Source organism: Streptomyces sp. NPDC043680 (assembly GCF_056436685.1).
This window is the reverse complement of record NZ_JBWKCE010000008.1, coordinates 104,823-124,615: the sequence shown is the minus strand read 5'-3', so window position 1 is coordinate 124,615 and position 19,793 is coordinate 104,823. Positions and strand designations below refer to the sequence as shown.

At 71.1% G+C, this 19,793-nt stretch carries 13 protein-coding genes and 1 pseudogene; 7 read left to right on the top strand and 7 right to left on the bottom strand.

Annotated features, from left to right (window positions below; genetic code table 11):
• Positions 1-42 precede the first annotated feature (42 nt).
• Positions 43-1,662, bottom strand: coding sequence for a PKD domain-containing protein (locus tag AC0666_RS18570; RefSeq protein WP_468968939.1), 1,620 nt, complete (start codon positions 1,660-1,662; stop codon positions 43-45).
• Between the two features lie 242 nt (positions 1,663-1,904).
• Positions 1,905-3,593 (bottom strand): hypothetical protein, encoded by a 1,689-nt coding sequence (locus AC0666_RS18565; RefSeq protein WP_478707945.1) that lies wholly within the window; start codon positions 3,591-3,593, stop codon positions 1,905-1,907.
• Between the two features lie 221 nt (positions 3,594-3,814).
• Here AC0666_RS18565 and AC0666_RS18560 point away from each other — a divergent pair, with 221 nt between their 5' ends.
• The 6 genes from AC0666_RS18560 (at position 3,815) to AC0666_RS18535 (ending at position 11,112) form a co-directional block, all read left to right on the top strand.
• Positions 3,815-4,207, top strand: coding sequence for an MmcQ/YjbR family DNA-binding protein (locus AC0666_RS18560; RefSeq protein ID WP_468580877.1), 393 nt, complete (start codon positions 3,815-3,817; stop codon positions 4,205-4,207).
• A 99-nt stretch (positions 4,208-4,306) separates the two neighbouring features.
• Complete coding sequence (locus AC0666_RS18555) at positions 4,307-5,443, top strand: CaiB/BaiF CoA transferase family protein (RefSeq protein ID WP_468968946.1); 1,137 nt, start codon at positions 4,307-4,309, stop codon at positions 5,441-5,443.
• The gene (locus AC0666_RS18550; RefSeq protein ID WP_468580874.1) at positions 5,443-6,468 is read left to right on the top strand and encodes an LLM class F420-dependent oxidoreductase; all 1,026 of its coding nucleotides are present in this window, start codon (positions 5,443-5,445) and stop codon (positions 6,466-6,468) included. The genes AC0666_RS18555 and AC0666_RS18550 overlap by 1 nt, the downstream gene beginning before the upstream one ends.
• Positions 6,469-6,477: 9 nt before the next feature.
• Complete coding sequence (locus tag AC0666_RS18545; protein WP_468968949.1) at positions 6,478-7,620, top strand: acyl-CoA dehydrogenase family protein; 1,143 nt, start codon at positions 6,478-6,480, stop codon at positions 7,618-7,620.
• 60 nt (positions 7,621-7,680) lie between these two features.
• The gene (locus tag AC0666_RS18540; protein ID WP_468580871.1) at positions 7,681-8,895 is read left to right on the top strand and encodes an acetyl-CoA C-acetyltransferase; all 1,215 of its coding nucleotides are present in this window, start codon (positions 7,681-7,683) and stop codon (positions 8,893-8,895) included.
• A 45-nt stretch (positions 8,896-8,940) separates the two neighbouring features.
• Positions 8,941-11,112, top strand: a complete 2,172-nt coding sequence (locus AC0666_RS18535) for a 3-hydroxyacyl-CoA dehydrogenase NAD-binding domain-containing protein (protein ID WP_468968953.1) — start codon at positions 8,941-8,943, stop codon at positions 11,110-11,112.
• 88 nt (positions 11,113-11,200) lie between these two features.
• Here the strand turns inward: AC0666_RS18535 and AC0666_RS18530 are convergent, their stop codons facing one another.
• From AC0666_RS18530 to AC0666_RS18515, 4 genes are all read right to left on the bottom strand, one after another.
• The gene (locus tag AC0666_RS18530; RefSeq protein WP_478707944.1) at positions 11,201-12,190 is read right to left on the bottom strand and encodes an antibiotic biosynthesis monooxygenase; all 990 of its coding nucleotides are present in this window, start codon (positions 12,188-12,190) and stop codon (positions 11,201-11,203) included.
• A complete protein-coding gene (locus tag AC0666_RS18525; protein WP_478707943.1) occupies positions 12,187-14,913 on the bottom strand; it encodes a molybdopterin-dependent oxidoreductase in 2,727 nt (908 codons plus the stop codon). Before AC0666_RS18525 ends, AC0666_RS18530 begins: the two co-directional genes overlap by 4 nt.
• Positions 14,910-15,737, bottom strand: coding sequence for an FAD binding domain-containing protein (locus tag AC0666_RS18520; RefSeq protein WP_468968961.1), 828 nt, complete (start codon positions 15,735-15,737; stop codon positions 14,910-14,912). The genes AC0666_RS18525 and AC0666_RS18520 overlap by 4 nt, the downstream gene beginning before the upstream one ends.
• Before the next feature lie 178 nt (positions 15,738-15,915).
• Entirely contained in the window at positions 15,916-16,650 is a 735-nt protein-coding gene (locus AC0666_RS18515) for a MerR family transcriptional regulator (protein ID WP_468968963.1), read from the bottom strand.
• A 109-nt stretch (positions 16,651-16,759) separates the two neighbouring features.
• Here AC0666_RS18515 and AC0666_RS18510 point away from each other — a divergent pair.
• A pseudogene (locus AC0666_RS18510) lies at positions 16,760-18,604 on the top strand (AMP-dependent synthetase/ligase).
• Between the two features lie 69 nt (positions 18,605-18,673).
• Here the strand turns inward: AC0666_RS18510 and sph are convergent.
• Complete coding sequence (gene sph / locus AC0666_RS18505) at positions 18,674-19,663, bottom strand: sphingomyelin phosphodiesterase (protein ID WP_468968969.1); 990 nt, start codon at positions 19,661-19,663, stop codon at positions 18,674-18,676.
• Positions 19,664-19,793: the final 130 nt, after the last annotated feature.

The window sequence follows — 19,793 nt, the reverse complement described above, 5'->3', positions numbered from 1 at the left end:
GAGGCCGTTCCCGGGGCGCGGTGATCAGGGCTTACCGGTGGTTCAGTTGTCCTGGTACATGCCGAAGACGTCGACGATGAGGTCGATGTCGCCGAAGCTCATGTTCCAGAAGTCGACGATGCCGTTGGCCCCGGTACCGGCCTGGACCAGGTTCGGGACGGTCTTGCCCACGGTCCAGTTCAGGGTGGAGGAGCTGGGCTCGGCCGGCCGGACGGCCGTGTCGCCCTCGTAGGCCTCCATCGAGTTCGGGTCGGGCGTGACGGCGAGGAAGCCGGTGTCCTTCGTGTTGGTCACGGTGGTGTTCAGCACGAAGCCCTTGATGTCGGGCTGCCCGACCGCGAGGTCCGCCCAGATGTAGTTGCGGCCGTCCAGCGGGCCCTCGTTGTCGTCCCGCGTGTCGATGGCGCGGTCGGGCGCGAAGGGGATGTAGGCGCTGGTGCTCTTGGGGCTGTAGTAGCCGACGACGTCGACGATGACGTCGGCGGGGTTCCAGCCGCCGTTGCGGACGCTGATCTTGCCGTCCGGGCCGACGGGGACGATCACCGAGTTGGCGATGGTCTGGCCGGCCGTGAAGTTCACGTTGGAGGCGGTGGGCGCCGACTGTCCGCTCGGGTAGACGGTCAGGTGGCCGTCGCTCCGGGGGTTGGTGACCGTCACGTTCAGCGCCACGGCCGTGACGCCGGAAGCGGGCACCTGGCCCACGCCGCTGATCTGGGTGCTGAAGCTGCCGTAGCCGGCGAGCTGGCCCTTGGCGGTGCCGAGGCCGGAGCGGGTGTCGACGAAGCGGGCCGGCGTCAGCGGGGTGTAGCCGCTGGACGCGGTGTTCGTGAAGTAGCCGGTGACGTCGGCGATCAGGTCGACCGACTCCCAGCCGCCGTTGTAGAGGTCCACGTAGCCGTTCTCGCCGACCGGCACGATGACCAGGTTCGGGACGGTCTGTCCCGGGGCGAAGTTGACGTTCGAGGTGGTCGGACGCTCGTCGCCGTCGGCGAAGGCGGTGATGTGGCCGCCGCTGCTGGTGTTGGTGACGGTGACGTTGAGGACGACCGCCGTGACGCCGGCCGGAATGCCGCCGTTGCCGCCGACCTTCAGCCGCGAGGAGGTGTACGGGGCGACCTTGGCCTTGGGGGCGCCCGTACCGCTCCGGGTGTCCAGGAGGCGGGTGGGGCCGTACGGGGTGTAGTCGGAGCCGGCCGTGCTGACCGCGACCTCGTTGGTGACGGAGGTGTTGTTGGCCTTGTCCGTCACGGTCACCTTGACCGTGTAGGTGCCGACCTCGGCGTAGGTGTGCTCGGACACCACGAGCTCGGTGCCGTTGGCCGTGGCCGGGGTCGTGGTGCCGTCGCCCCAGGCGACGGACACGTCGAGCGGGGTGTCCGCGCTGGTGATGGAGCTGTCCAGCTCGATGCCGTGCGCGCTGAAGCCGAAGGCTTCCAGGGCGACCGCGAGGGTCGGGTTGCCGGCGGTGGTGGCGGTGGCGCCGTCCGCGGCCAGGGTCTGCGGGGCGGCCGTCCTGCTCTTGGTGGCCGGCAGGGTCTGCCGGGTCGACTTCGAGGCGGGGCTGGTGAACTTGGCGCCCTTCGACAGGCCGGCCTCGGCCAGGTCGGGCGTGCTGACGCCGTGGGCCTTGCCGTCGGCCGGGGCACCGTCCGCGTGGGCCATGCCCGGTATGAGAGAAATGCCGGCCGCGAAGACGGCGGCCGATGCTGCGAGTCGGCGGTATGACACCGAGCCCCCTATGGTTCATGAGCCCGTTGAGCAGGGCTGAAAGCCCGCTCAGAGTACATAGCTCCTGAGCGGCCGCTCACGGGCCCCCGCCCTGTGGCCCGCGCCACAGCGGGCAGCGCCCCGGGAGCGGCGTGGAGGCCGCTTCCGGGGCGCTGTGAACAGGGCTTGCGGGAGGTTCAGTTGTCCTCGTAGAAGCCGAACATGTCCACGATGAGGTCGATGTCGCCGTCGCTCTGGTTCCAGAAGTCGATGACCCCGGTGGAGCCGGTGCTCGCCTGGACCAGGTTCGGGACGGTCTTGCCGACGGTCCAGTTCAGGTTGGACGACGTGGGCTCGGGCGGCCAGACGTCCCAGCCGTTGTCGTACGCCTCCTTCGTGTTCGGGTCCGGGGTGACGGCGAGGTAGCCGTTGTCCCGGGTGTTGGTCACCGTGGTGTTCAGCACGTACCCCCTGTCGTTGGGGTACTTCGAGCCCAGGGGCATGTAGACGTAGCCGCGGCCGCCCAGCGGACCCCAGGCCCAGTCGTTCGAGTCGCGGGTGTCGAGCAGTCGGAAGGGCTCCGTGGGCCGGTACGCGCTCGTGCTGGTCGGGCTGTAGTAGCCGACGACGTCGACGATGACGTCGGCCGGGTTCCAGCCGCCGTTGCGGACACTGATCTTGCCGTCCGGGCCGACGGGGACGATCACCGAGTTGGCGATGGTCTGGCCGGCCGTGAAGTTCACGTTGGAGGCGGTGGGCGCCGACTGCCCGCTCGGATAGACGGTCAGGTGACCGGCGCTCCGGGGATTGGTGACCGTCACGTTCAGCGCCACGGCCGTGGCGTTCGCGCCGACGCCGCGCAGACCGGTGATCTGGGTGCTGAAGGTGCCGTAGCCGGACAGCTGGCCCTTGGCGGTGCCGAGACCCGAGCGCGTGTCGACGAAGCGGGCGGGCGCCATCGGGGTGTAGCCGCTGGACGCGGTGTGCGTGAAGTACCCCGCGACGTCGGCGATCAGGTCGATCGACTCCCAGCCGCCGTTGTAGAGGTTGACGTAGCCGTCGGCTCCGACCGGCACGATGACCAGGTTCGGGACGGTCTGTCCCGGGGCGAAGTTGACGTTCGACGTGGTGGGGAGCGTGCCGCCGCTGGCGTACGCCGTGACGTGGCCCCCGCTGGTGGTGCCGGTGACCGTGACGTTGAGGGCCACGGCGGTCACGCCGGCCGGGATGCCCCCGTTGCCGCCGATCTTCACGCGGACCGGGCTGTACGGGGCGACCTTGTGCTGCGGGGCGCCGGTCCCGTCGCGGGTGTCCAGCAGGCGGGTCGGGCCGTACGGGGTGTAGTCGGAACCGGCGGTGGTGACGGTGAGCGTGTTGGTGACCGAGGTCTGGGCGGAGGTGTCCTCGACCGTGACCGTGATCAGGTACGTGCCCACTTCGGCGTAACCGTGGGGCATCGTCTCCACACGGGATCCGCTGACGCCGAAGCTCTGCTTCCACCCGTTGTCGCCCCAGTCGATGGTGACCGAGAGGCTCTGGCCGGGGTCGCCCGTGACGCTGGTCTCCAGCGAGATCCCGTGGGCGCTGGTGGCCTTGCCCTTCAGCGCGACCGTGTACGTCGGTTCGGTGGCGGCGGCTGCGCCCTGCGCCTGCGCGGTGGCCTTGGAACCGCCGGACGCCGGGGCGGCCGACTTCACGGCGCGGCCCGCCGGGCTGGTGAAGGTCGGAAGCTGCGATGCCTTGGCCTTGGCCGCGGCCAGGTCGGGCGCGCTGACCCCGTGCGCCTTGCCGTCCGCCGGGCCGTCGGCCGCGTGGGCCGTGCCCGGTACGAGAGATATGCCGGCCGCGAGAACGGCGGCGGTTGCTGCGATTCGGCGATGAGACACCGAGTCCCCCCACGTGATGTCTGTGCGGCCCTTGATCAGGGCCGGAAGCCCGCCCAGAGTACATAGGCCCCGGGCGCCCCTTCGCAGGGGTTTCCGCGGCGGCGGGGCGCGCCCGCCGCAGGCCTTCGGTCCGGTTGCCCGACCGGTGTCCGGGCCAGGCCCTAACGTGGGATCGACTGTCGGCGAGCGCAGGCCGCGACCTGCGGTGAGCGGAGGCGTCCATGAAGGCTGCGGTGCGCAAGTGGGAGGCGGTGCGGGCGTTCGCCCGGGGCCTGCCGGAGGCGGTCGAGGAGTACCCGTGGGGCCCGGAGGACTGCGTGGTGAAGGTCAACAAGAAGATCTTCGTCTTCCTGGGGAACGCCGACGGCCCCGGCGCACCCGGTCTCTCCGTGAAGCTCAAGGACGAGGCCCTGCACGGCCACGCGATGACCGCCCCGGGGGCGGAGCCGACCGGGTACGGGCTGGGCCGGGCCGGCTGGGTCTCCCTGCCGCTCGGGGAGGAGGGGGCGCCGTCCGTGGAGGTGCTGTGCGAATGGGTGGAGGAGAGCTACCGGACGGTGGCCCTCAAGCGGCACCTGAAGGAGCTCGACGCCCGAAACGCGTCAAACGGCTAAGCGCTTGCTCTTGTGCGAAGTGGAACACGTTCCTAGCATCACTGGTGTTACATCAGTTGTGTCACAAAGCGCGGTCGGCTACGGGATGCTGGGGGTTCGATGGCAGTGACAGGCAAGGGCCCGCTCGCGGGCGTGCGCGTCGTCGAACTCGCGGGCATCGGGCCCGGCCCGTTCGCCGCCATGCTCCTCGCCGACCTGGGGGCGGACGTGGTCCGGGTGGACCGCCCGGGCGGAGGCGGCCTCGCGATCGACCCCGCCTACGACGTCACCAACCGCAACAAGCGCTCCGTGCTGGTCGACCTGAAGTCCCCCGAGGGCCGCGCCCGCGTACTGGACCTGGCGGCGCGGGCCGATGTCCTCATCGAGGGCTTCCGCCCCGGGGTGGCCGAGCGGCTCGGCGTCGGCCCGGCCGACTGCCACGCCCGGAACCCGAAGCTGGTCTACGGCCGGATGACCGGCTGGGGCCAGGACGGCCCGCTCGCCCACACGGCGGGACACGACATCGCCTACATCGCCGTCACCGGCGCCCTCGGCATGATCGGCGAGCCGGACGGACCCCCGGCCGTCCCCGCCAACCTCGTCGGCGACTACGCGGGCGGCTCCCTCTACCTGGTCATCGGCGTCCTCGCCGCCCTCCAGCACGCCCGCACCCCCGACGGGACCGGCCAGGTCGTCGACGCGGCCATCGTCGACGGCACCGCCCACCTCACCGCCATGATCCACGGCATGATGGCGGCCGGCGGCTGGCAGGACCGCCGCGGAGCCAACCTGCTCGACGGCGGCTGCCCCTTCTACGGCACCTACGAGACCTCCGACGGCCGGTACATGGCGGTCGGAGCGCTGGAGCAGCAGTTCTACGACACCTTCGTGGAGCTGCTCGGCATCAAGGACCGGGCCCCCGCCCGCAAGGACCTGGCCCGCTGGGGGGAGCTGCGCGAGGCCGTCGCCGCGCGTTTCAAGTCCCGTACGCGCGCGGAGTGGACGGCGGTCTTCGAGGGCACGGATGCCTGCGTGGCGCCGGTGCTGTCCCTGGGCGAGGCCCCGCACCACCCCCACCTGGCCGCCCGCGCCACCTTCACCGACTTCGGCGGGATCACCCAGCCGGCGCCGGCGCCCCGCTTCTCCGCGACCCCCGGCGCCGTCACCTCCGGCCCGGCCCGACCGGGAGCCGACACCGCATCCGTGGCCCGCGACTGGGACGTGCCGGGCCTGCTCGGGAAGGGTGAGGACGCCTGATGGAACTGTCCATGATGCTCGACTACGCCACGGACCCGCGCCGGGCCGCCGACGAGGCGGCGGCGCTGGAGTCGGCCGGGCTCGACGCGGTGTGGGTCGCCGAGGCGTGGGGCTTCGACTCCCCGACGATCATGGGATACCTGGCGGCCCGCACCGAGCGGATGAAGATCGGCTCCGCGATCCTCAACGTCTACTCCCGCACCCCCGCCCTCATCGCCCAGACGGCGGCCGCCCTGGACGCCATGTCCGGCGGCCGGGCGCTGCTGGGCCTGGGGGCCTCCGGCCCGCAGGTCGTCGAAGGCTGGCACGGCAAACCGTACGACCGGCCCCTCGGCCGGACCCGCGAGACGGTCGAGCTGTGCCGGCGCATCTGGCGGCGCGAGACCATCGACCACCACGGCATCACCGACATGCCGCTGCCGCCCGAGAAGGGCGGCCGGCACGGCAAGCCGCTGAAGCTCCTCACCCGCCCGGTCCGCGACCGCGTCCCCGTCTACATCGCCTCGCTCGGCCCGGCGAACGTGCGGATGACCGCGGAGATCGCGGACGGCTGGCTGCCCACGCTCTACATCCCCGAGAAGGCCGGCGCCGTGTGGGGGGCCTCCCTCGCCGAGGGCGCCGCCCGGCGCGCCCCGGAGCTCGCACCGCTCGAAACCGTCGCGGGCGGGCTGCTGGCGATCGGCGAGGACGCCGCCGCCGTGCGGGACCGGGCCCGCCCCCAGATCGCCCTGTACGTCGGCGGGATGGGTGCGGTCGGCAAGAACTTCTACAACGACCTGGCCGTCGCCTACGGCTACGAGGAGGAGGCCCGGAAGATCCAGGAGCTCTACCTCTCCGGGCGCAAGCGCGACGCGGCCGCCGCCGTCCCCGACGAGTTCTGCGAGCTCATGACGCTGTGCGGGCCGGAGAGTTACGTACGCGAGCGGGTCGAGGCCTTCCGCGAGGCGGGGGTCACCATGCTCAACGTCACGCCCGTCGGCCCCGAGCCGGCCCGACTGATCGAAACCGTCAAGAGCTGGCTCTAGGGGGCCCCGATGCAACGCCGCATCTTCGACGCCGACCACGAGGCGTTCCGCGAGACCGTCCGCACCTTCCTCGCCAAGGAGGTGCTGCCGCACTACGAGCAATGGGAGAAGGACGGCATCGTCAGCCGCGAGGCCTGGCGGGCCGCCGGCCGCCAGGGCCTGCTGGGGCTGGCCGTCCCCGAGGAGTACGGGGGCGGTGGGAACACCGACTTCCGCTACGCCGCGGTGATCGCGGAGGAGTTCACCCGGGCGGGTGCGCCCGGACTCGCGATCGGCCTGCACAACGACATCATCGGGCCGTACCTGACCTCGCTGACCACCGAGGAGCAGAAGCGGCGCTGGCTGCCCGGATTCTGCTCGGGCGAGACCATCACCGCGATCGCGATGACCGAGCCGGGCGCGGGCTCGGACCTCCAGGGCATCCGGACGAGCGCCGAGGACCGCGGGGACCACTGGGTCCTCAACGGGTCGAAGACCTTCATCTCCAACGGCATCCTGGCGGACCTGGTGATCGTGGTCGCCAAGACAACCCCCGAGGGCGGGGCGCACGGTCTGTCGCTGCTGGTCGTCGAGCGCGGCACGGAAGGCTTCGAGCGCGGCCGCAACCTCGACAAGATCGGCCAGAAGGCACAGGACACCGCCGAGCTGTTCTTCCACGACGTACGCGTCCCCAAGGAGAACCTGCTCGGCGAGCTGAACGGGGCCTTCGTCCACCTGATGACCAACCTCGCGCAGGAGCGGATGGGCATCGCGATGGCCGGCATCGCCGCCGCCGAACACCTGCTGGAGATCACCACGCGGTACGTCAAGGAGCGCGAGGCCTTCGGCCGGCCCCTTTCCAAGCTCCAGCACGTCCGGTTCGAGATCGCGGAGATGGCCACCGAGTGCGCCGTCACCCGCACCTTCCTGGACCGCTGCATCGTCGACCACTCGAACGGCGAGCTGGACCACGTCCACGCCTCGATGGCCAAGTGGTGGGCGACCGAACTCCAGAAGCGGGTCGCCGACCGCTGCCTGCAACTGCACGGCGGATACGGCTACATGAGCGAATACCCGGTCGCACGGGCCTACACGGACGGCCGCATCCAGACCATTTACGGCGGTACGACCGAGATCATGAAGGAGATCATCGGTCGTTCCCTGCTCGGCTGAGACCGGCACCACCGGCCGGCCGGCACGACCGGCTGAACCTTCCCTCGAAAGGCTTGAACAGTGAGCACCGAAGCGTACGTGTACGACGCGATCCGCACGCCGCGCGGCCGCGGCAAGGCCAACGGATCCCTGCACGGCACCAAGCCGATCGACCTGGTGGTCGGCCTGATCCACGCCCTGCGCGAGCGCAACCCCGGACTCGACCCGGCCGCCATCGACGACATCGTCCTCGGTGTCGTCGGCCCGGTCGGCGACCAGGGCTCCGACATCGCCCGGATCGCGGCCATCGCCGCCGGCCTCCCGGACACGGTGGCCGGTGTGCAGGAGAACCGCTTCTGCGCCTCGGGCCTGGAGGCGGTCAACCTGGCCGCCGCGAAGGTCCGCTCCGGCTGGGAGGACCTGGTCCTCGCGGGCGGCGTGGAGTCCATGTCCCGGGTCCCGATGGCCTCCGACGGCGGGGCCTGGTTCAACGACCCGATGACGAACTGGGACGTCAACTTCGTCCCCCAGGGCATCGGCGCCGACCTGATCGCCACCATCGAGGGCTTCTCGCGGCGCGACGTGGACGAGTACGCCGCCCTGTCCCAGGAGCGCGCCGCCACGGCCGTCAAGGAGGGCCGCTTCGCGAAGTCCGTGGTCCCGGTCACCGACCGCAACGGCCTGGTCGTCCTGGACCACGACGAGTTCATCCGCCCGGGCACGACGGCCGACACCCTCGCCAAGCTGAAGCCCTCCTTCGCGGACATCGGCGAGCTCGGCGGCTTCGACGCCGTCGCCCTCCAGAAGTACCACTGGGTCGAGAAGATCGACCACGTCCACCATGCGGGCAACTCCTCGGGCATCGTCGACGGCGCCTCGCTCGTCGCCATCGGCTCCCGCGAGGCGGGGGAGCGGGCCGGCCTGACCCCGCGCGCCCGGATCGTCTCGGCCGCCGTGTCGGGCTCCGAGCCCACCATCATGCTCACCGGCCCCGCCCCGGCCACCCGCAAGGCCCTCGCCAAGGCAGGCCTGACCATCGACGACATCGACCTGATCGAGATCAACGAAGCCTTCGCCGGCGTCGTCCTGCGCTTCGTCAAGGACATGGGCGTCTCCCTCGACAAGGTCAACGTCAACGGCGGCGCCATCGCGCTGGGCCACCCGCTCGGCGCCACCGGCGCGATGATCCTCGGCACCCTCGTCGACGAACTGGAGCGCCAGGACAAGCGCTACGGCCTCGCCACCCTCTGCGTCGGCGGCGGCATGGGCGTGGCCACCGTCGTCGAACGCCTCTGAACCCGTCCTGCACCCGAGCCCACCCCCGACACGGAAGTAGCGAACATGAGCGAGTCCACCACGATCCGCTGGGAGCAGGACGAGACCGGCGTCGTCACCCTGGTCCTCGACGACCCCGACCAGTCCGCCAACACCATGAACCAGGCCTTCAAGGACTCCATCGCGGCCGTCGCCGACCGCGCCGAGGCCGAGAAGGACTCCATCCGGGGCATCATCTTCACCTCCGCCAAGAAGACCTTCTTCGCGGGCGGCGACCTCAAGGACATGATCCGGCTGCGCCCCGAGGACGCCCGGCTGGCCTTCGACACCGGCACCGAGATCAAGGCCTCGCTGCGCCGCATCGAGACCCTCGGCAAGCCGGTCGTCGCCGCCATCAACGGCGCCGCCCTCGGCGGCGGCTACGAGATCTGCCTGGCCTCCCACCACCGGATCGCCCTCGACGCGCCCGGCTCGAAGATCGGCCTGCCCGAGGTCACCCTCGGCCTGCTCCCGGCCGGCGGCGGCGTCACCCGTACCGTGCGCCTGATGGGCATCGCCGACGCGCTGCTCAAGGTGCTGCTCCAGGGCACCCAGTACGACCCCCGGCGCGCCCTGGAGAACGGCCTCGTCCACGAACTGGCCGCCACGCCCGAGGAGATGCTGGCCAAGGCCCGTGCCTTCATCGACGCGAACCCCGAGTCGCACCAGCCCTGGGACGTCCCCGGCTACAAGATCCCGGGCGGTACGCCCTCCAACCCGCGGTTCGCCGCCAACCTCCCGGCGTTCCCCGCCAACCTGAAGAAGCAGCTGAACGGGGCCCCGTACCCGGCGCCGCGCAACATCCTCGCCTGCGCCGTCGAGGGCGCCCAGGTGGACTTCGAGACGGCGCTGACCATCGAGGCCCGCTACTTCACCGAGCTGGTCACCGGGCAGACCGCCAAGAACATGATCCAGGCGTTCTTCTTCGACCTCCAGGCCGTCAACGCCGGCCGCAGCCGCCCCCAGGGCATCGAGCCGCGCAAGGTCACGAAGGTCGCCGTCCTCGGCGCCGGCATGATGGGCGCGGGCATCGCCTACTCCTGCGCCCGCGCGGGCATCGAGGTCGTGCTCAAGGACGTCACCCCCGAGGCCGCGGCCAAGGGCAAGGCGTACTCCGAGAAGCTGCTCGACAAGGCGCTCTCGCGCGGCCGTACGACCGAGGCCAAGCGCGCCGAGCTGCTGGCCCGGATCACCCCGACCGCCGACGCGGCCGACCTCGCGGGCTGCGACGCCGTGATCGAGGCGGTCTTCGAGGACACCGCGCTCAAGCACCGGGTGTTCCAGGAGATCCAGGACGTGATCGCCCCGGACGCGCTGCTCTGCTCCAACACCTCCACGCTGCCCATCACCGGGCTCGCGGAAGGGGTGAGGCGCCCCGCCGACTTCATCGGCCTGCACTTCTTCTCGCCCGTCGACAAGATGCCGCTCGTGGAGATCATCAAGGGGGAGCGCACCGGCGACGAGGCCATCGCCCGAGCCTTCGACCTCGTGCGGCAGATCAACAAGACGCCGATCGTGGTCAACGACTCGCGCGGCTTCTTCACCTCGCGCGTCATCGGCCAGTTCATCAACGAGGGCGTGGCCATGGTCGGCGAGGGCATCGAGCCCGCCTCGATCGAACAGGCCGCGGCGCAGGCCGGCTACCCGGCGAAGGTGCTGTCCCTCATGGACGAGCTCACGCTGACCCTCCCGCGCAAGATCCGCAACGAGACCCGCAAGGCCTTCGAGGCCGAGGGCCGGGAGTGGACCGCCCACCCCGCCGACACGGTCATCGACCGGATGGTCGACGAGTTCGACCGCCCGGGGCGCAGCGGCGGGGCCGGTTTCTACGAGTACGACGAGGCGGGCAAGCGCACGCGCATCTGGCCCGGGCTGCGCGAGCACTTCGCCAAGCCGGACGCCGACATCCCCTTCGAGGACATGAAGGAGCGGATGCTCTTCTCCGAGGCGCTGGACACCGTCCGCTGCCTCGACGAGGGCGTCCTGACCTCGATCGCCGACGCCAACATCGGCTCCATCATGGGGATCGGCTTCCCGGCCTGGACCGGCGGTGTGATCCAGTACATCAACGGCTACGAGGGCGGCCTGCCGGGATTCGTGGCCCGGGCGCGTGAGCTGGCAGCCCAGTACGGCGAGCGGTTCACCCCGCCGGTCTCGCTGATCGCGAAGGCCGAGCGCGGGGAGACGTACGCCGACTAGCGCGGCGACCTCGGTGACCCGGTGACCGGGTTGCCGGGAAGGCCGGCCGGATGCCTCCGGCCGGCCTTCCTGCTGTGCGGCATCCCGTTCAGGGCAGGGTCCAGAACTGCCGCGTGATGAGGTAGAAGACGACGACCCAGAACGCCATCGCCGCGGCGACGATGCCGAGGCCGAGCAGGTTGGTGCGCGCCCTCGACTCGTCCGGCGAGGGCCGCAGCCACCGCCTGAGCAGCGGGTTCACGTAGTACGGCATCGTGACGAAGCTCATCATGAAGCTCGACAGCAGGTTGCCCACGAGCAGTCCGAGCCAGATCGGCCACTTCAGCGGCGACAGGGCGAGTGCCAGGAGCACGACGGTCGGGTACAGGCCGACCCAGACCGCGATGGAGGTCTTGGTCTCCGAGGGGGGCGGCGCTTCCCTGCCGTTCTCCTCGAAGGCGAACCAGCTGCCGAACGAGTTGTCGATCGTGCGCAGTCTGAAGTCGTCGAACTTCTCCCCCTCGGCGAGGACTTGCCGCCGCTTGTCCGAGGTCAGCCAGGCGTCGAGGTGCTCGGCGTTGTCGTAGCGGTACAGGGTGGTCCATTCGTCCTGCAGGCCCTCGACGGGGCGGAAGATCTCGGTGCCGCGGAAGCCTTCGAACCTGCTCTCCTCCTGGCTCATACGGCGCTGCCAGTCGAGGAAGTCGTCGATGTGGTCGGGGCGGACGCGATGGGTCACCACGACGGTCACGAGCGGGTCCGTCGGCTGCGTGCCGCCGCTGATCACCTGCTGGGTCGCGGGGCCGTCGAAGAGCTTCTCGCCGGCGTCGAGGAGCCGCTGCCGAGTGGCGCCGTTCATCCACGCCTGGAGGTGGGCGACCGAGTCGAAGCGGTAGACGACCACCCAGTCGGGTTGCAGGGCCGTGGGCGGGGAGACTTCCGCTCCGAGGTGTCCGGGGTACCGGGCGGCGGCGGCGTTGACGTCCTCCTGCCACTTCTCGTACTCCTGCTCCTTGCCCGGCCGGACCTTGCGGCCGATGATGACCGTGGCCGCCGCCTCCGCGGCCTGCGCCGCGTCCGCGGGCTTCTCGGCCGTCATCGTCCCGGGCCCGTCCGCGCCGCCCGGCTCTCACCCAGCAGGCTGTAGATCCGCTCCGGGGTGAGGGGCAGCTCGCGACATCGGATGCCGGTGGCATCGCGGAGCGCGTTCGCCAGCGCCGGGGCCACCGGGTTGATGCAGCATTCCGCCATCCCCTTCGCCCGCATCGGCCCGACGGAGTCCGACGAGCCCACGAGCAGCACGTCGGTGCGGGGCACGTCGGCGTAGGTGGGGATCCGGTAGTTGCGGAGGTTCGGGTTGACCATGACACCGTCCGCGTCGACCTGGAAGTTCTCGGTCAGCGCGAATCCGATGCCCTGGGCGACACCGCCGTCCACCTGTCCGCGCACCTGCTCGGGGTTGATGACCACACCGGCGTCGGTCGCCTGGACGCTGTACAGGATGCGGATCTCGCCCGTCACCCGGTGGACGGCGACCCGGAAACCTTGGGTGTTGGAGGTGACGCTGCGGGGCGAGCCGTATGCCTTGCGCGCGGCGGTGAACCGGATGCCGCGCGCCCGGGCCAGGGCGACCAGCTCGGCGAGCGGGACGCGCTCGTCCCCGCACATGACGTGGTCGTCGTCCATCGAGCACATCACGACGTGGACGCCCGTGTGCGCGGCGGCGAACTCCAGGATGCGGTCGCGTACCGCGTTGGCCGCCCGGAGCACCGCGTTGCCCGCCACGAACAGCCCGGCACTCGCGAAGGCGCCGGTGTCGAAGCCCGTGCGGTCGGTGTCGGACTGGACCAGGCGGATCCGCGACGGTGTCGTACCCAGCTGGCCGGCCGCGATCTGCACGTGCGCGGTCGAGGTGCCCTCGCCGAATTCCACGGTTCCGACGGCCAGTTCGTACACGAGGTCGTCGCCGAGCGTGATCCAGGCTTCGGAGATGTGCTCCGTCGGGGGCGCGGTCTCGTGCAGCGAACTCGCCACGCCGACCCCCACCAGCCACTCGGGGCCGGGGGACGGCTGATCGGCCGTACGGGCCAGCTCGCCGGCCACGAGGTCGATGCACTTGCCGAGCCCGTCCTCGTTGAACGTCACGTCGTCGGGGCCCTCGTGCATCGCGACGAGCGGATCGCCGGGACGCACGATGTTGCGGCGCCGCAGTGCGAGCGGGTCCATGTGCAGGGCGAGGGCCAGCTCGTCCATCGCCGATTCCACGGCGAAGGCCGGCTGGGTCATCCCGTACCCGCGAAGCGCCCCGCTCGGAACGGTGTTGGTGTAGACGGAGTACGCGTCGTACCTCTTGTTGGGGCACCGGTAGATCATGACGGCGGCGCCGCCTGCGTAGAGCGTTTCGCCGCCGTGGTTGCCGTAGGCGCCCGTGTTGGACACGTTGCGCACCTGGAACGCCGTGAGCGTGCCGTCCGCCTTGGCGCCGAGCTTGACCGTCAGCTTCATCGGGTGCCGCGGCGAAGCCGTGGTGAACTCCTCCTCACGCGTGTACTCCAGGCAGACGGGCCGCTCGGTGTCCAGGGCGGCGAGCGCGACGAGGTCCTCCGAGATGACCTCCTGCTTGCCGCCGAAGCCGCCGCCGACGCGCTTGCAGAACACGCGCAGCTGGTCCGGGCGCAGCGCGAACAGATAGGCCAGTTTGACCTTCGCGATCGACGGCGACTGCGAACTGGTGCGGACGTTCAGCACGCCGTCCTCCATCCACGCGATCGAGCCGTGGGTCTCCAGGTGCGCGTGCTGTACGCGCGGTGAGGAGTACGTGCCCTCGTGGACCACGTCGGCCGCGGCGAATCCGGCGTCGACGTCGCCGATGTGCGAATGGATCTCCAGCAGCAGGTTGTGGACGCAGTCGTGGACGAACGGGTCCTCCGAACCGTGCAGTTGCGGCGCCCCGTCGGCCATGGCCGCCTCGGGGTCGAAGACCGCGGGCAGCACCTCGTACTCCACGGCCAGCCTCCGGCAGCCCTCCTCCGCCGCCCCGACCGTGTCGGCGAGGACGACGGCGACGCGCTGGCCGACGAAGCGGACCCTGTCGTCGAGGATGTAGGTGTCGTCCGGGTCCACGAGGTGGTCGGTGTGGATCGCCGTGGTGAAGCGCCTGCGCGGCACGTCCTCCCAGGTGTAGACGCGGTGCACGCCGGGGACCGCCAGCGCGGCGCTCTTGTCGATCGAGACGATCCGGGCGTGCGCGTGGGGCGAGTGCAGCACTTTCAGGTGCAGCATGCCCTCCATCCGGGTGTCCATCGTGAACTCGGCCCGGCCGGTCACCACGTCCTCGGCCGCCGGTGCGCCGACGCTCGTGCCCACGGCTTTCCCGGGTGCGGCCGTCTGCACGCCGACGACACCGTTCACGGCGTCCTCGATCGCCCGGTAGCCGGTGCAGCGGCAGAGGTTGCCCTTCAACGCCCGTGGCAGGTCCCTCTTCTGGTCCTCGGTGAACGTCGCAGCGGTCATGATCATCCCGGCGGTGCAGAAGCCGCACTGGAACCCGGGGGCGTCCCGGAACCGGCGCTGTACCGGATGCAGGTCGCCGGGGGAGCCGAGCCCCTCGATCGTCGTCACCTCACGGTCTTCCGCGCGGAAGGCCGGGGTGATGCAGCTGTGCACCGGGGTGCCGTCCAGCCACACCGTGCAGGCACCGCAGTCGCCCGCGTCGCAGCCCTTCTTGACGCCGTAGTGGCCGAGCGCCCGCAGGAAGGTGCGCAGACACTGGCCCGGTGCCGGCTCTTCGTCGAACCTCCTGCCGTTCACGCGGTAGGTCATGGCGAACTCCCGGCCATGAGTTCGCCGCGGATCTCCTCGGCGAAGTGCCGTGTCAGGTGGCGACGGTGGTCTGGCGTCCCGTTGGGGTCGGCGAACCAGACGTCGGCGGGGACGGCGTCGATGCTCTGCCTCAGGGTCCCGGCATCGGGCATGGTGTCGAAGGCGAGGCGGACGGGCCGTGTGGTGCCTGCGGTGACGGTGAGCAGCAGATCGCTCGTCCCGGGTGTCTGCGTACCGATGAGGAACACGGTCGAACGGCCGAGGCGGGTCAGCGAGAACCGGCGGTGCACGGCGCGTTTGCGCAGGGCGCGCGCCGGGATTTCGACGCGGCGCAGCACTTCCCCGGGGGCGAGGACGTTGCGGTGGTCGCCGGTCACGAAGCGGAGGGCGTCGACGGTGCGCACGGACCCGTCGGCGGCCCACAGCTCGTACCGTGCCTCCAGCGCGACCGTCAGCGTGATCATCGGACCGGCGGGCAGGGACATGCAGATGTTGCCGCCCACGGTGGCCGCGTTCCAGACCTTGAACGAGGACAGGAACGCCTCGCAGGCGCTCGCGAGCAGGCCGCCCGCGAGCCAGTCGCGCGGCGGTACGAAGGCGTGCAGGTCGCGGATGGTGCACGTCGCGCCGATCTCCAGGCCCGCGGCGCTCGGTACGAGGGGATCCCAGGGCAGTGCGGTCAGGTCGAACAGTCGGCGCAGGTCCGGCTGTTCGGTGGAGAACAGCCAGGTGCCGCCGGCGAGCCAGGCGTCTCCCGCCTGCCAGTCGGCGCCCGGCCGGTCGGAAGGCCGCCGCACGACGTCGGTGATGGTGTTGAGGTCCATGCAGATGTCACCCGCCCGGTGCGCGCAGGGAGCGGTGCCACGTCGAGCGGCGGAATCGTCGACGGACCGTCGCGGCCGGGAACCGCTCGATCGAGAAAGGATGGGCGGACGCGGGGATTCCTCTTCAGCGTACCGAGCACGGCCCGGCCCCGCGCGGGCAGCGGGGGCCGGGCCGTCATCAGTCCTCTGCCGGCTCCGAGACGAACGCCGCCCGCAGTTCCTCCTTCAACGACCGCTGGAAGGCGGTCACCAGCGCCTGCACCACCATCGGCTGCATGTGCGCGGACAGTGCCTTCATGGACTCCACCCGCTCCGGATCGCTCTCGCCCTGCGTGAACGGCCCCCACACCTCGTCCCGGAACAGCGCGGTCAGCTCGTGCGCCGCCGTCCGTGCGTGCTCCAGCAGCACCTTGCGCGCGACGAGGATCGTCTCGTGGGCGATCGGCACGTCGAGCAGCGCGACGCCCAGCCGCAGCAGCCCCACGTCCACCCGGAAGCCCTCAGCGCTCGGGGCCACCACGTTCATCGCCGTCAGGCGCCGCAGATCACCTTCGGTCAGCGGCCGCCCCGCTCGCTTCTCCAGCTCCTCCCGGGAGGACTCCAACGCCGAGTCGGGGGCCCACGTGGCCACCAGCGCCCGGTGGATCGCCAGGTCGTGGGCGCTCAGGTCGTCCGGCAGGGCGTCCAGGTAGCGCTGGATGGCCGACAGCGTCATGCCCTGGTGCTGCAACTCCTCGATCAGGGCGAGCCGCGACACGTGCTCGGGGCCGTAGTGGCCCACCCGACGGGGTCCGATCACGGGAGGGGGCAAAAGGCCGCGGGTGCTGTAGAACCGTACGGTGCGGACGGTCACACCCGCCCGGGCGGCGAGCTCGTCGACGGTGAGCGCGGGCCCGGGTGCCTGGGTGGTCATGGTCTCCGCCTCGCTCTCTGCTGCGCGCGCAGTGCAGCCGGTACAGCCTCGGTACAGCTTCAACAGTATTGCTGTCGCACCAACGATGTGAAACGGCCAGGAGCTGCCCATGACCACGAACCTGCGACTGCCCGGACCCGCCGAAGAGCTCACCCTCCCCGCCCTGCTCGCCCGCAACGCCGCCGAACACGCCGAGCTGCCGGCCCTCTCGTGGCGCACCGGCGAGGCCGACTGGACGACGCTCACCTGGTCGGAGGTCCGCCGCAAGGTGGCCGTCCTCGCCTCCGGGTACGCCGCGCTCGGCATCGAACGCGGCGAACACGTCCTGATCATGATGGGCAACCGCCCCGAGCACTGGCTCAGCGACCTCGCCCTCGTCCACCTCGGCGCCGTCCCCGTCACCGTGTACGGGACCTCCGCGCCCGAGCAGATCGCCCACATCGCCCGGCACAGCCGGGCCCGGTTCGCCGTCATCGAAGGCGCCCGAGAACTCGCCCGGTGGGAACCGCTGCTCGCCGACGCCACCGTGCCGCTGGAGCGGCTGGTCGTGGCCGAGGCCGACAGCCTGGCCGCCGGGAGCCCGCACGGTACGTACGGCTCCCTCTACGCGAGCGGCGCCCGGATGCACCGCGCCGACGCCTTCGAGAAGGCATGGCGGGAGGCCCGCCCCGAGGACCCGCTCACCGTCGTCTACACCTCGGGCACGACCGGCGACCCCAAGGGGGTCCGGCTCACCCACCGCAACATCCTGCTCCAGTCCGTCCGCCTCGACCGGCGGGTGGAACTGCCCGAGCACGCCGAGCACATCTGCTACCTGCCCTTCGCGCACATCGCCGAGCGGATCCTCGGCATCTACCTGCCGCTGCTGCGGGCCGCCCACGTACGCCTCGTCGCCGACCCGGCCGCCGTGGCGCCCGCCGTCCGCGAACTGCGTCCGGTGCAGTTCTTCGGCGTGCCCCGGGTGTGGGAGAAACTCGCCGCGTCCGTCCGCGCGGTGCTGTCCCGGCTTCCGGCCGGGCAGCGGGAGGCCATCGAGGCCGCGAACGACGTCGCCCGCGCCCGGGCCGGCCACCGGGAGCGCGGAGAGCAGGTTCCGGCAGCGCTCGAAGCCTCGTACGCGGAGGTCAAGCAGCGGGTGCTGGACCCGCTGCTGGGCCGGGCGGGGCTGGACCGGCTGCTGTGGACCGCCAGCGCGACCGCCCCGATGCCGATCGACGTGGTCCGGTTCTGGGCGGGCTGGGGGATCACCATCATGGACGCCTGGGGGCTCACCGAGACCTCCGGCGTGTGCACCGTCAACAGCCCGGACGGCTTCCGGCTCGGCTCCGTCGGACGCCCGATCGAGGGGCTGGAACTGCGGCTCGCGGAAGACGGGGAGATCCTCGCGCGGGGCGAGACCGTCTTCGCGGGCTACCTGCGCCCGGACGGCTCGCTGGAGCGCGCGCACGACGGCGACGGCTGGTTCGCCACCGGGGACATCGGCCGGATCGACGAGGACGGCTTCCTCTGACTCACCGACCGCAAGAAGGAGCTGATCATCACCTCGACCGGGAAGAACGTCTCGCCGGCCCTGGTGGAGAACACCGTCAAGGAGCACCCGCTGATCGGCCAGGCCCTGGTGCACGGAGACGGCCGCTCCTACCTGGTCGCCCTTTTGGTCCTGGACCCGGAGATGGCCCCCGCCTGGGCCGCGGCCCGGGGCATCGAGGCCGCTTCCCCCGACCTGCTCGTCCGCCACCCGGCCGTGCAGGAGGAGGTGGCCCGCGCCGTCGAGGCCGCGAACGCCCGCCTCAACCGCACCGAGCAGATCAAGCGGTACCGGCTGCTGGCCGAGGAATGGGGCCCGGAGTCGGGGGAGTTGACGCCCTCGCTCAAGCTGCGCCGCCGGGTGGTGCGGGAGAAGTACGGCGCGCTGATCGAGGCCCTGTACGCAGAGCCGTACGCGGCGGACTGACGTCGGCCGGGGCTGCGTGCGAGGAGCCGCCGCACCCGGTGGACGGGCCGGGTGCGGCGGGGCCGGGTGCTACCTGCCGATCAGCGGGTAGTGGTCCGAGAGGTTGGCGTAGGTGTAGGAGGTGCCCCAGCTGGAGACCGTCCAGGGTGCCGACTCCTCCTTGACCACGTTGTTCTCCCAGCCCGCCGGGCGGGCGTTGCCCTTGCGGTAGAGGACGTAGTCCAGGTCCTCGCGCGGGTCGCTCGGGTAGCGGTAGTGGGCGATCGAGTTCAGCGCGGTGTCGAAGGAGTACGGGTGGCCGGTGCGCGTGTCCGAGTCGGCGAGGTCGGCGTTGGCGAGCATCGAGGCGAACTCGGGGCTGCGGGAATCGACGTTCATGTCGCCCGCGACGATGACCTGTTCGCCGGCCGGGATGTTCTTGCCGTCCAGGAAGGCGTCGATCGCCCTGAACTGGCGGGCGCGCATCTCGGCCGCCTCGCCCGCGGCGCAGCCCGAGTCGGTGGACTGCGCGTGGGTGCCCACCACGTGGACCCTGGTGCCGTTCACGTTCAGCACCACGTAGGCGAAGCCCTTGTTGGACCACCAGTCGGCGCCGCAGGCGTCCTTGTAGACGACCTGCTCCTTGCGCAGGATCGGCCACTTGCTGAGCACGGTGACGCCGCCGTCCTCCGGGGTGGTGGAGGAGTAGGCGCCGCCCGTGGCGTCCCAGCCGCTCTTGCTGCGGCCGACGACCGGGGTCTGGTACGGGTACCGGGCCGAGGCATTGGCCTTCAGGGCGTCCGAGGCCCCGTTGTCGAAGGCCTCCTGGAGCACGACCACGTCGTGCCCCTGGAAGAAGGAGGCCTTGGGGATCTCCGAAGCCCGGTGGTCCTGACCCCAGTTGGGATAGAGGTTCTTGCTCATCAGGAACGTGTTGTACGTCAGGACGCTGAGCCGGGGGGCGGTGGCGCGCTCCGACGCGGTGGCGGCGGGGGCGCCGGCGACGGTCAGCGCTCCGGCGGCCATCGCCGCCACGGCCGCGGCGGCGACACGGGAGCGGCCGTGCGAGGTGTGCAGCATGGGGTCTCCGTCATTCCTGCGGGGGGGGGGAGAGAGAGATCGACGCCGTCATACAAGCAGCCGCGGTTACTTCGGGGTAACACCCGTGACACGACTTTCTGTCCGGCGCGGAACATCGCGCGGAACCCCC